This is a genomic window from Streptomyces sp. WAC06614 (assembly GCF_003949795.1).
Classification (GTDB): Bacteria; Actinomycetota; Actinomycetes; order Streptomycetales; family Streptomycetaceae; genus Streptomyces.
In genome coordinates this window covers 1-11799 of the sequence record NZ_RPRY01000220.1, presented here as the reverse complement: position 1 = coordinate 11799, position 11799 = coordinate 1, and the positions used below count along the sequence as shown (strand labels likewise).

The window sequence follows — 11799 nt, the reverse complement described above, 5'->3', positions numbered from 1 at the left end:
CCTTCGGCTTCGTCCTGCCCGCCTCGCCCGCCCGCTGGGCGCTGCTGCTGTGGGTGTTCCTCCTCGGCGCGCTGGCCAACTCCTTCCTCGGCGTCGCCATCGGCTCCCTGGTCACCGACCGGCGGGGGGTGTGCTCATGTGCCGGTGCTCCCGGGTTCGCGGTCGATCAGTTGCAGGTAGCGGTCCTCCAGGGACGGCCGCCGGACTTCGAGTTCCGGTACGTCGTTGCCGAGGCGCTCCTGGAGTCCGGCGAGGAAACCGGGTACGTCGTGCGTCCGCGTGCGGCGCGTCTCGCCGCCCTCCCGCCAGCTGATCTCGGTGCCGGCGTCGGCGGATCCGAGGTCCTGGGGCGAGGAGACGCCGATGATGCGGCCCGCGCGCAGGACGGCCACGCGGTCGGCGAGGCGTTCCGCCTCGTCGAGGTAGTGGGTGGTGAGCAGGACGGCGGTGCCGGCCTCCTTGAGCCGCTCGACGACGCCCCACAGCTCGCGCCTGGCCTCGGGGGCGAAGCCGGTCGTCGGTTCGTCGAGGAACAGCAGCGCGGGTCGGCCGGCGAGGGCGAGGGCGACGTCCAGCCTGCGGCGCTGGCCGCCCGAGAGGGTGGCCACGAGCCGGCGGGAGAGGTCGCCGAGGCCGACGAGGCCGAGCAGTTCGCCGACCGGGACGGGGTCGGAGTAGCAGCCGGCGATCTGGGCGGCGAGTTCGCCGACGCGCCAGTAGCCGTGGTCGGTACAGTTCTGGGGGACGATGCCGATGCGGTCGCGCCAGGCGCGCCCGGCGGTGGCCGGGTCGGCGCCGAGGACCCGTACGGTACCGGCGGTGCGGGGCCGGTGGCCCTCCAGGATCTCGACGGCGCTGGTCTTCCCGGCGCCATTGGGGCCGAGCAGGCCGAAGACCTCTCCCCTGCCGACCTCGAAGGAGATGCCGTCGAGTGCGGTCCGGTCGCCGTAGCGCTTGACGAGGCCGGTGACCTCGATGGCCGCCGCGCCGTCGCGGGCCCCGCTCACGCGGCGGCCTCCGGGCGGTGCGGGGTGCGTCCGGCGAGGCGCTCCTGCCAGGTCACGCCGGTGATCTCGTCGACGGTCTCGGCGACGGCGTGGCACAGGTAGTAGCGCATCATCGGGGAGACGCCGAACAGCGGCAGCTGCCGGTAGAAGAGGTTGATCGCCAGCCGGTAGGCCAGGAACCAGGGCGCGCCGGTGTCGGTGACGCCTGCGTCCGCTACGGCCGTGTGGAAGGCGCTGCGTGCGGCCGCCTCCCCCGCGTCCGGCTGCGCGCCGGCCAGCGAGTCGAGCAGGGCCGGGGTGGTCTCCCCCTGCACGGCCGAGGCCTCGAACAGGCCGGCGCCGTACGACAGGGCGGCGCGCCACTGGGCGGCCGTGGCGCTCTCCCCGCCGTTCAGGGCGCGTTCGACGACGGGGCGCAGGACGGCGCGCTCCGCGTCGAGCCGCCGCCGGAACGCGGCGCGGGGGTCCTTCCCGGGGCCGGCCCAGTGGAAGAACGCCTCGGCGTGGGAGCGGAAGGAGAAGGTGCCGTGCGGCACCCCGTAGGGGTGGGCCGCCGCGAGCGCGGTGAAGGCCTCGGCCATCCGCACCAGGGCGCTCCCGGGGTCCCGGGCGAGGGATTCCAGGCAGTGCACGACGGGCGCGGTCATGCGGGACAGGGCCAGTTCGCGCAGCGGCCGGACCCGCTCGGGCCAGCCGGGGTGGGACTGCGCGGCGGGCACGAGCCGCACGGTGCCGTGCGGGGCCATGGGCAGGTAGGGCGGGTCCACCTGTTCGAGACGGCCCAGTTCGCGGGCCTGCGCGAGGTAGGCGCGTTCGGTGAGGGGTTCCCGGTCGCCGATCGGCGGGGCCGCGGCGCGGGAGGCCAGCGCCTTCCAGGGGAGCGGGCCGGACGGGCCGGGGCGGGCGACGACGTCGACGTGCGGGCCGTGCAGCCAGCCGCGTTCGAGATACACGACGGGTGCGCCGTGCTCGGTCCGCAATGCACGGACCAGGGGCACGAGGCGGTCCACCGACCATTCCGGATTCATCGGGACCCGGCTGAATACGCGTATTCCCACGGGGTCTTCGACTTCGTCTTCCACGTTCACCGTCACGCCTCCCTCTTTCACGGAGACATTGTGGTCCGCCGATGGGGGCGGAAAGCGGCCGCGACGGGGTTTTCCTGACACCTGTCACGGCGCGCGTGACAAGTGTCATCCGCGCCGCGCGCGGCTGCGCGCCCCGGTGGGCAGGACGGCCGCCCACAGCGCGCCCGCGCAGCCGAGGCCGGGCAGTGCCTGCCAGATCCACGGGGTGGTGCCGGGCGCCACGAGGGCGGTGGCGACGGTCGCGGCGACCACCGCGACCATCACCGCGCCAAGGACCCGCAGCAGGGGCGCGCCGAGGACGCGGGCCAGCGGGAAGAAGTGGCCGCCGACAACGAGCGCGGCCCAGGAGAACGCCAACTGGGGCGTGTCCAGGCGGCTGTTGATCAGTCCTGCGCCGGCGCCGAGGAGGACGGCCTGCACCACGAGGAGCCTGACGAACGCGCGCCCGCGCGGCGCCACGGGGCCGGCCGGGGCGGGCGCGGGAGCGCGCCGGGAACGCAGAACGGCGAAGGTCACGGCGACGGCGAGCAGGGCGCCGGCCGCGGCCGCGGCCGCACGGGCGGGGCCGTGCAGCGCGCCCAGGCCTATGAGGAACCAGACGGCTCCGAAGACGGCCCCGATCAGCGGCCCGCGGGGCGCGCGTCCGGTACGGGAACCGGGGTCCATGGGGGGCCTCCTCTGGCACGGGTCTCGACGGCTCACTCTAAGGCCCCGGGGTGCGCCCCCATACCGCAGAAAATGAATTCGGGCCGATTTCGATGACGTTTGTCACGCGAGTCGTGAGCATTGTCAGAGGTGGGATCCGAATGGTTTCGGACAGCCCGGTTCCTGGTGCAGCATCAGGTCGCCGGTCCGCATACGGGCCGCATTCGGAAACATGAGAGGAATACCGTCATGGCGAACACCACCGCTGTTGCCGACTTCGACCAGCTCTTCACCTCCTTCGACATCGAGGAGCTCGAGGTCCTGGACGTCGCCGACGGCGTGGCCCTCCCGGAGATGGGCGCTTCGAGCGGCAACGCCCTGTGCTGCTCCTCGTCCTCCTCCTCGTCGTCGTCCTGCTGCTGATCCGACGACGTCCCACTCCTGTCCGTCCGGCGGCTCCGGCCGCCGGTCGGACAGACACCCGGAGCACGGAGCACGGAGGAGGAGCGTGACCCCGAACCCGGCCGCCCGGGAGCACTACGTCTCCCGCGTCCTCGACGTCCTGGCCGCACGGCCGGACACGGTCGCGGTGCGCTGGCGCGATCTCGAACTGACCGGTCGCCGACTGCGCGACGCGGTCCTGCACGCACGCGACGCCCTCGCGGCCACCGGCCTGCCCGTCCCGCCCGGGGCGGCCCCGCCCGCCGTCGGGCTCCTCACGGAGGCCAACCACCCGGCCCTGCTGGCCCACCGGTACGCGGCCCATCTGCTCGGTGCCACGGTCGTCCACCTGCGCTCCGTCAACCCCGGGCCCGACGGCGTGCTCCTCGACGCCGACGCGCAAGCGGCGATCCTGGCGGAGAACGGGGCCGGCGTCCTCGTCGTGGACCCGGCGCACGCCCGGCACGCCGATGCCGTCCGCGCCCGTACGCCCCACCCCCTCACGGTGGTCGTCGCCGACTGCCCCGCCGGGCCGGCCGGGGGCGGGGAGGTACGCACCCGCGAGCCGCGGTCCGGTCCGGCGCCCGCGCCCGGGGCGCTGGACCGGGCCGCGGTCGTCACGTACACCAGCGGCAGCACCGGCCGGCCCAAGGGCGTCCGCCAGCCGCTCGCCGCCTGGAGCGCCCTGGTGCTCGGCGACGCCGCCCGGCTGGCCGCGGAGGAACCCGTGATGCTGGTGGTGACCCCGCTGAGCCATGCCGCCGGGCCCATGGCGGACGCGGTGCTGTGCGCCGGCGGAACCCTGGTGCTGCACGAGCGCTTCGAGGCCGCGGCGGTGCTCGACGCGGTGCCCGCGCACGGCGTCACCCGCACGTACCTGGCCGTACCGCACCTGTACGCGCTGCTCGACCATCCGGGCCTGGCTGCCTGCGACCTCGGGTCGCTGCGGGCACTGGTCTACAGCGGTTCGCCCGCCTCCCCCGGACGGCTGGAGCGCGCCCGCGAGGTCTTCGGCGCCTGCCTGGTCCAGTGCTACGGCACCACCGAGGCGGGACGGGTGACCGTGCTCGAACCCGTCGACCACTGGGAGCGGGAGCTGCTGCCCTCGGCCGGCCGGCCCTTCCCCGGGGTGGACGTCCGCGTGTGCGGGCCCGGGGGCGGCACCCGGCCGTTGCCGGAAGGCGCCACCGGCGAAGTACTGGTCCGCTCACCGCAGATGATGACCCACTACGTCGGCGACCCGGAGGCGTCCCGCCGCGTCCTGCACGACGGCTGGCTGCGTACGGGCGACCTCGGCCACTGGGACGCGTACGGCTACCTCCACCTGGTGGACCGGCTGGACGGCGTCATCAAGACCTCCGGGGTCAAGGTCCGCCCGGCCGAGGTGTCCCGGGCACTGCTCGGCACCGGGGCCGTCGCCGAGGCCGTGGTCCACCGGGTGGTGGACGGCGAGGCGGGCGAACACGTCGGCGCCGCGGTCACCGCCGCCGGCACCGGCGACGCCGATGGCGGGGCCGGGGATCCTCGGGAGCTGCTCGGCAGGCTCAGGGCCGCCGTGGCGGAGAGCCTGTCGCCGGCGCACGCCCCCTCGCGGATCGCCTTGTGGTCCCGGATCCCGCTGACCGACAACGGCAAGCCCGACCTGCGGCGCATCGGCGCGCCCGCGGGCGACCCGGACGTGATCGCCTTCGCCGGCCCCGCCACCCGTACGCCCCGCACCCCCCGACACACCGAGAACACGAGGTAAGACATGCCATCGCCGCTCACCCCGGCGCAGCGCGGACTGCTCGTCACGCTCGTCTACGGCCGCGACCAGAACGCCCCCGAGCTGTACAACCTCCAGCTCGTGCTCCGGCTCGACGGGCCGCTGGACGCGGCGCGGCTGCGCACGGCCGGAGACCGGCTGCTGTCTCACCACGCCGTCCTGCGAACCGGGTTCACCCTCCGCGACTCCGGGCCGGCGGCGGTCGTGGCCGCCGGGGACCTCGCCCTGCCCTGGCGGGAGACCGATCTGGGCGGTCTCACGGAGCGGGCGCGGGAGGAGGAGGTGGCGCGCCTCGCCCGTGCGGAGCGCGACACCCCCTTCGCGCTGGACGCTCCGCCGCTGCTGCGGATGCTGCTGCTGCGGACGGGCGAGGACCGCTCCGTACTGGTGCTGACCCACCATCACCTGGTGTGCGACGGCTGGTCGCAGCCGCGGCTGGTGAGGGAGCTGTTCACCGGGTACGCGGCCGGGCCTGCCGGGCTGCCCGCGCCGGAACTCCTGCCGCCCGCCGCCGCCGTGGACGGGGCGGCCGCCGGGCGGGGCTGGCGGGCGGTCCTCGCCGACGCCTCCCCGCTGCTCCTGGGAACCGGCCTCACCACCGCTCCCGTGCGGCTGACCCGCCAGCTCGACGAGCGGCGCAGCAGCCGGCTCGCGGCGCGCGCCGAAGCCGCGGGCGTGAGCCTGGACGCCGTGGTGCAGGGCGTCTGGGCGGCCTTGCAGGCGCTGTCGGCAGGCCGGGACCGGGTGGTCGTCGGCGGGCTGCCCACCGGACGCGGGGCGCGGGCCGCCGAGCCCCCGATCGGCGCCCACGCCACCGTCCAGCCCGTCCCGGTGACCGTGGACCCGGCCCGCTCCTGGACGGAGCTGGTGACCGGGGTCCAGGACCTGCTGGACGAACTGGAGCCCTGGTCGGCGGAGTTCGGGCCCGCCGACGTCCAGCGCATCGCCGGGTCCGGGCCGCTCTTCGACACGGTCGCCGTCGCCGAGCGCGCGCCGCTGGCCGCCGCCGAGTTCGACCTGCTCGTACCGGGGCTGCGCCTGGCGTCCGCGGTCTCGTACGACGCCAGCCACTACGCCGCCGGCTTCTCCGTGGTCCCGGGCGACCGCCTCTCCCTGCGCCTGGACCACCGTCCGGGTGCGCTCGGCCACCTGGCGCCGGAGCGGCTGCTGGACTGCCTGGAGGCGGCCCTGGCGGAGTTCGCCGAGCACCCCGAGCGGCCGGTCGGCCTGCTGGCCCTGCCCGGCGCGGTGGACGGCGCGGGCGCGGTGGAGGGACCGGGTTCCGTGGAACCGGATCCGGCCGCGCCTGCGCTGACCCTGGCCTCCGCCGTGGCCCGGCACGCCGCCGCCACACCCGGGGCCCTCGCGCTGGCCTCCCCCGAGGGCGACCTGACCTACGCGCAGCTCGACGGGGCCGCCGCGTGGTTCGCCGGCCGACTCGCCGCCGCCGGGGCCGGGCCGGGGGAGGTCGTCGCCCTGTTGCTGCCGCGTTCGCGCGCCATGACCGTCGCCCAGCTCGCCGTGCAGCGCACGGGCGCCGCCTACCTTCCGGTGGATCCGTGCTACCCGGCCGCCCGGGTGCGGTACATGGTCCGCGACGCCGCACCGGCACTGGCCGTGGTCAGCGCCGAGACCCTGCCGTCCCTGCCCGCCGACGCCGGCTGCGGCCACGTCCTTGTGGACCCGGCCGCGTTCGACGCCTCCGCGGCGACGGACGTGCCGCCGCCTCCCGACGCCGACCCCGAGGCGCCCGCGTACGTCATCTACACCTCGGGGTCGACCGGAGACCCCAAGGGCGTCGTCGTCCCGCACCGGGGCCTGGCCGACCTGGCCGCGACCCTCGTCGACCGCTGCGCCGCCGATTCCACCGCCCGGGTCCTGCAGTTCGCCTCGCCGAGCTTCGACGCCGCGGTGCTGGAGAGCGTGCTGGCCTTCGCCGCGGGCGCCACCCTCGTCGTCCCGCCCGCCGGCAGCACCCTGGTCGGCGAGCCCCTCGCCGGTCTGCTCGCCGCCGAACGCGTCACCCACACGCTCATCCCGCCGGCCGTCCTGGCGACCCTGCCGGCCGGCACGCCGCTGCCCGACCTCGCGACGCTGATCGTCGGCGGTGACGCCTGTCCCGGCGACCTCGTGGCGCTCTGGTCTCGCGGCCGGCGCATGATCAACGCGTACGGTCCGACCGAGTGCACCGTGGCGGCGACCCTGCACGGGCCGCTGTCCGGCTCCGGCACCCCGCTGATCGGCCGTCCCGTACGGGGAACACGGGTGACCGTACTGGGTCCCGGACTCCGGCCGCTGCCGCCCGGCATGACGGGTGACCTGTACGTCGCCGGCCGCGGCGTCGCCCTCGGCTACCTGGGGCGGCCGGCCCTGACCTCGCAGCGCTTCGTACCTGATCCGTACGGCCCGCCCGGCTCCCTCATGTACCGCACCGGCGACCGGGCCCGCTGGACGGAGGGCGGGGAGCTCGCCTACGAGGGCCGCTGCGACGACCAGGTCAAGGTGCGCGGCTTCCGGGTCGAGCCAGGTGAGGTGGAAGCCGCGCTGCGCACGCATCCGGCGGTCGCCCAGGCTGCCGTCTCCGCGCGCCCCGACCCGGCCGGCGACCGGGTGCTGGCGGCGCACCTCGCCGTCCGGCCGGGTGCCGCGGACCTGGACGCCGCCGAGCTGAGGCGGTACCTGGGCGGGCTGCTGCCCGGGCATCTCGTACCCGCCGAGTACCACCTGTGGGACGCGCTGCCGCTGACCGCGCACGGCAAGCTGGACCGCGCGGCCCTGCTGGAGCGCCGCCACGCGGCCGCGCCCGGCGCGGCCGCGCCCGCCGACGACGGCCCGGACCCGGAGACCGCCCTGCTCGCCGCACTCTTCGACGAGGTGCTCGGCGTCCCGGGCACCGGTCCGGACGACGACTTCTTCGGCATCGGCGGCAACAGCATCCGCCTCGTCCAACTGATCACGCTGGCCCGCCGCGCCGGGTTCGGCATCGGCCCGCGCGACGCGCTCGCCGGCTGCACCCCGCGCAGCCTGGCCGGCGCCGCCCGCCGCAAGGAAGGCAGCACCGCCCGATGAGGAACACCTTCGACGACGAGGACGGCCGGTTCCTCGTACTCTGCGATGTCAACGGCCTCGGTTACGGCGACGGCCAGGAGGGCCGGACGGCCCTGTGGCCCGCCTTCGTCCCCGTGCCGCGGGGCTGGTGGACGCTCCACGGGCCCGCCGGCCGCAGCGCCTGCCTGGCGCGGGTCGCGCACACCGCCACGACCCCCTCCGACGAGGCACGCCGATGACCGTCCTGCACCCGCCCGCAGGCGTGGACGTACCGCCCCGACTGCCTGTCGGCCTCGACCTGGCCGACCCGGTCCTGCACGCCGAGCAGGACCTCACCGAGGTCTGGTGCACCCTGCGCGACCGGGATCCCGTGCACTGGCAGCCGCCCCGCGACGGCAGGCCGGGCTTCTGGGTGGTGACCCGGCACGAGGACGTGTCGGCCGTGTACCGGGACGCCGAGACCTTCCGCTCCGACCGCGGCAACGTCCTCGACACCCTGCTCGCGGGCGGCGATTCGGCGGGCGGCAGCATGCTGGCCGTGACCGACGGCCCCCGCCACACGCGGCTGCGCACCGCCCTGATGAAGTCCTTCTCGCCCCGGGCGCTGGACGGCGTCGTGCGCAGCGTGCGCACCGCCACCCTGGCCCTGCTGGAGGAGGCCCTCGAACGGGGCGTCTGCGACTTCGCCCGGGACGTGGCGGCACGGATCCCGCTGCGTGCGATCTGCGACCTGCTGGACGTGCCCCAGGCGGACCGGGACGAGCTGCTCGCCCTCACCTCGGCCGCGCTGGGCTCCGAGCACGCGGACGCGGGTCCGGAGGAGGCCTGGCTCGCGCGCAACGACATCCTGCTGTACTTCGCGGAACTGGCCGCGCGCCGCCGCGACGCCCCCGGCGACGACGTGATCAGCGCGCTCGCGGGCTTCCGTCCGGGCGGTGAACCGCTGACCGACGAGGAGATCGTCCTCAACTGCTACAGCCTGATCCTGGGCGGCGACGAGACGACCAGGCTCTCGATGATCGGCGGGGTACGGGCGCTCCTGGCGCACCCCGGTCAGTGGCGGCTGCTGCGCGCCGGGGAGGTGTCCACGCGGTCGGCGGTTGAGGAGGTGCTGCGCTGGACCTCGCCCGCGCTGCACGCCGGCCGGACTACGGCGGCGGACACGGTGCTGCGGGGGCGGGCCGTCGCGGCCGGCGACGTGGTGACGGTGTGGAACGTCTCCGCCAACCACGACGAGCGGGTCTTCGACCGGCCGGACCGCTTCGACCTGGCCAGGACCCCGAACCGGCACGTGTCGTTCGCGTACGGCTCCCACTTCTGCCTCGGCGCGTACCTGGCACGGGTCGAGATCGGGACGCTGCTCGACGGGCTGCGCACCCTGGTGGGGACGATGGAGGAGACGGGGCCGGGCGGTCCCGTCTACTCGAACTTCCTCAGCGGACGGGTGAGTCTGCCGCTCAGCTGGTCGCGGGCGTGAACGGCCGAGGGCGGGCGCGGCGGACTCCGCACGCACCCTCCCGGCCGGGCGGTCAGAGCCAGCCCTGCTCGGCCGCGATGCGCGTCGCGTCGTACCGGTTGCGCGCACCCAGCTTCTTGATGGCGCTGGAGGCCACGTTGCGCACCGTCCCCTGGGCCAGGCTCAGTTCGGCGGCGATCTCGCCGATGGACGCTCCGGTGGCCACGACCCGCAGGACGTCGCGCTCGCGCTCGTTGAGCAGGCAGTCGCCGGCCTGCGTGACCCAGGGCAGCACCTCCTCGTCCAGGGTGAGCTGTCCGGCCGCCACTCCGCGCAGGGTGGTGATGAGCTGGGACAGCGGAGCGCTCTTGGACATGACGGCGAGCGCTCCTCGGGCGATGGCGTCGCGTACGACGGACCGCTGGCGCATGGCCGTCATCATGGCGACGCGGCACGCGGGGTGGACCGCGCGGATGTCGCCCAGGAGTGCCACTCCGTCGCGCCCCGGCAGCCTGTAGTCCAGCAGGACGACGGCCGGCCGGTGTTTGAGCACGGCGGGGACCACGTCCTCGCTGCGGCTGACGGCCGCGACGACCTCGAAGCCGTCGGTGGCGTGCAGGGCCGCGGCGAGGCTGCCGAGGACCATGCGGTGGTCGTCGACGACGAGGATGCGGATGTCCGGCGGCTTTCCGGCGTCCGTTGGGCGGTCGGTCACGGCGCCTCCTCGGGGGATCCGGTGGCGATGGTCCGGGGGATGTGGCCGGTGAGGGCGAAGCGGCCGTCCGCCGTGACGTCCGCCTCGAGTTCGCCGCCGATCTCCGCGAGCCGGTCTCGCAGGCCGGTCGGGCCCGTGCCGGGCCGGGGCGGCGGGACGGGGCCGCCGTCGTCGACGGCGGTGAACGCGATGCCCCGCCGGTCCTCGCCGACCGAGAAGCGGAAGGAGCGCGCGCCGGGGGCGTGCCGGAACACGTTCGTCATCGTCTCCCGCAGGACACGGCCGAGGACCTGGTCGGCCTGCGGTGCGAGCGGCCCGCCAGGCACCTCGAACCGTACGGTGAGCGAGCGCCGGGCGGCTGCGCAGGCCTCCTCCGCGCGCCTGCGCTCCTCGGCGAAGGAGGTTCCGCGCAGGGACATGAGTTCCGATTCCCTGCGGGAGAGCAGGGTGCGGGCCCGCGCGCCCACGGACTCGATGCCGGACGGGCCGTCACCGGCCGGTGCCGACCCGGGCTGTGCCGGTCCGGGCTGTGCCCGGGCCCTCTGGGCCTCCATGGCGATGAGGGTGAGTCCTGCCCGACGAGGTCGTGCAGGTGCGCCGCCCGGTCGGGGGTCTCCCGTTCCCCCTCCTCGCCGAGGTCCGACACCCACGGCACGGCGAGGAAGACCGCCGCGAGGGCGATCCCGCAGGCCCAGGCGGCCGGGCCGGCGTCGGTGCCCGTGAGGAGCAGCACCAGCCGTACGAGGGTGAGCAGGATCAGCACGGAGACGGCCGGGCGCGGGAGGGTCCGGCGGGCTCGCAGGGCGTCCATGAGTGATCGGAACATCGCGTCACCCGTCGCGCCGCGGCTCTTCCCGTCTGGCGATGGCACCGGCTCTCCCACCGCTCCGCCAACAGTGGCGACACCTCGGCGTCCTGCTCATGGCCGTACCCCCGTACTCGTGTGACGCGCCGCCCGGGGAGTTGGTGCGGTCCGCCCCGGCAGGGCGACAATGCGAACAATCACCCAACTCACGGCACATTACATGCGTCTGCCGAGGCGTCAACGCGGATAGATCGTCCCCATGTCAACAGCTATCGAGGGTGGCACCCCCGATACCGTCTTCGTGGCTCCGCAATGGGGCCTCCGGCCTCCTTTGGGCCGCCCGGTATGACTTCCCCCCTTGTTGCGGTTGATGATCCGGGGGGGTGTCACCGGGTCCGGAGGCATCGACGGACCGCCGATGAGGAGATGACCGTCGGCCTCGACGACGACCTGGCCCCGGCGAGGCCACCAGGGTCGCGAACCGACACCACGGCCTGCTGACCCAGATCCATCCGTCGCTGGAACGCGTGCTGGAGCCCCGGTCCTTGTGAAGATGTCCCTCGACCAGCCGCTCGGCCATCCTTACCCGGGCCACGCGCACGGGTGAGGGCCGGCCCGGGGCTCCGCACCGGTCGGTGCCGTTGCCCCACAGCCGGACGTCCACCGAACGCAGCGGGGTGCGGGCGGCATTGCGGAAGGAGACCGTCTGCCGCCCGGTCCGGTGCGGGCCGTCGGCGTCGGCGCGCAGGGGCGCCTCGTAGGAGGGCCGGTCGGGTGTCGCCGCTTCCCGGCCGGTGCCGTCGGCGGGGCTGACCGGGGAGTGCGGGGA

At 75.3% G+C, this 11799-nt stretch carries 10 protein-coding genes and 1 pseudogene; 5 read left to right on the top strand and 6 right to left on the bottom strand.

The window, feature by feature from the left end:
- Window positions 1–134: 134 nt before the first annotated feature.
- The 3 genes from EF918_RS24825 to EF918_RS24815 form a co-directional block, all read right to left on the bottom strand.
- Window positions 135–1007: an ABC transporter ATP-binding protein gene (locus tag EF918_RS24825; RefSeq protein ID WP_125650647.1), complete on the bottom strand. Its 873-nt coding sequence runs from the start codon at window positions 1005–1007 to the stop codon at window positions 135–137.
- Window positions 1004–2017: a hypothetical protein gene (locus tag EF918_RS24820; protein ID WP_260610625.1), complete on the bottom strand. Its 1014-nt coding sequence runs from the start codon at window positions 2015–2017 to the stop codon at window positions 1004–1006. Before EF918_RS24820 ends, EF918_RS24825 begins: the two co-directional genes overlap by 4 nt.
- Before the next feature lie 183 nt (window positions 2018–2200).
- Entirely contained in the window at window positions 2201–2761 is a 561-nt protein-coding gene (locus EF918_RS24815) for a hypothetical protein (RefSeq protein ID WP_125650642.1), read from the bottom strand.
- 228 nt (window positions 2762–2989) lie between these two features.
- On the opposite strand from EF918_RS24815, the gene EF918_RS24810 reads away from it, so the two are divergent.
- The 5 genes from EF918_RS24810 (at window position 2990) to EF918_RS24790 (ending at window position 9471) form a co-directional block, all read left to right on the top strand.
- Window positions 2990–3163: a thiazolylpeptide-type bacteriocin gene (locus EF918_RS24810; protein ID WP_125600985.1), complete on the top strand. Its 174-nt coding sequence runs from the start codon at window positions 2990–2992 to the stop codon at window positions 3161–3163.
- Window positions 3164–3248: 85 nt separating this feature from the next.
- Complete coding sequence (locus EF918_RS24805; protein ID WP_125650640.1) at window positions 3249–4928, top strand: class I adenylate-forming enzyme family protein; 1680 nt, start codon at window positions 3249–3251, stop codon at window positions 4926–4928.
- Window positions 4929–4931: 3 nt separating this feature from the next.
- On the top strand, window positions 4932–8015 hold the full coding sequence (locus EF918_RS24800) for a non-ribosomal peptide synthetase (protein ID WP_125650638.1): 3084 nt from the start codon (window positions 4932–4934) through the stop codon (window positions 8013–8015).
- Window positions 8012–8233: an MbtH family NRPS accessory protein gene (locus tag EF918_RS24795; RefSeq protein WP_125650636.1), complete on the top strand. Its 222-nt coding sequence runs from the start codon at window positions 8012–8014 to the stop codon at window positions 8231–8233. Before EF918_RS24800 ends, EF918_RS24795 begins: the two co-directional genes overlap by 4 nt.
- Window positions 8230–9471 carry a cytochrome P450 gene (locus EF918_RS24790; RefSeq protein ID WP_125650634.1) on the top strand — a complete coding sequence of 414 codons (1242 nt, stop codon included), beginning with the start codon at window positions 8230–8232 and terminating at the stop codon, window positions 9469–9471. Before EF918_RS24795 ends, EF918_RS24790 begins: the two co-directional genes overlap by 4 nt.
- Window positions 9472–9523: 52 nt before the next feature.
- Here the strand turns inward: EF918_RS24790 and EF918_RS24785 are convergent, their stop codons facing one another.
- The 3 genes and pseudogenes from EF918_RS24785 to EF918_RS38480 form a co-directional block, all read right to left on the bottom strand.
- A complete protein-coding gene (locus tag EF918_RS24785) occupies window positions 9524–10165 on the bottom strand; it encodes a response regulator transcription factor (protein ID WP_260610623.1) in 642 nt (213 codons plus the stop codon).
- Window positions 10162–10719 carry a hypothetical protein gene (locus tag EF918_RS24780; RefSeq protein WP_125650632.1) on the bottom strand — a complete coding sequence of 186 codons (558 nt, stop codon included), beginning with the start codon at window positions 10717–10719 and terminating at the stop codon, window positions 10162–10164. Before EF918_RS24780 ends, EF918_RS24785 begins: the two co-directional genes overlap by 4 nt.
- An 831-nt stretch (window positions 10720–11550) precedes the next feature.
- Window positions 11551–11799: pseudogene (locus EF918_RS38480) on the bottom strand (M1 family peptidase); the annotation flags it as partial.

Coding starts and splice junctions, on each gene's coding strand:
- EF918_RS24815 (WP_125650642.1), bottom strand. CDS start 2,761: ATGGACCCCGGTTCCCGTACCGGACGCGCGCCCCGCGGGCCGCTGATC.
- EF918_RS24810 (WP_125600985.1), top strand. CDS start 2,990: ATGGCGAACACCACCGCTGTTGCCGACTTCGACCAGCTCTTCACCTCC.
- EF918_RS24800 (WP_125650638.1), top strand. CDS start 4,932: ATGCCATCGCCGCTCACCCCGGCGCAGCGCGGACTGCTCGTCACGCTC.
- EF918_RS24795 (WP_125650636.1), top strand. CDS start 8,012: ATGAGGAACACCTTCGACGACGAGGACGGCCGGTTCCTCGTACTCTGC.
- EF918_RS24790 (WP_125650634.1), top strand. CDS start 8,230: ATGACCGTCCTGCACCCGCCCGCAGGCGTGGACGTACCGCCCCGACTG.
- EF918_RS24780 (WP_125650632.1), bottom strand. CDS start 10,719: ATGGAGGCCCAGAGGGCCCGGGCACAGCCCGGACCGGCACAGCCCGGG.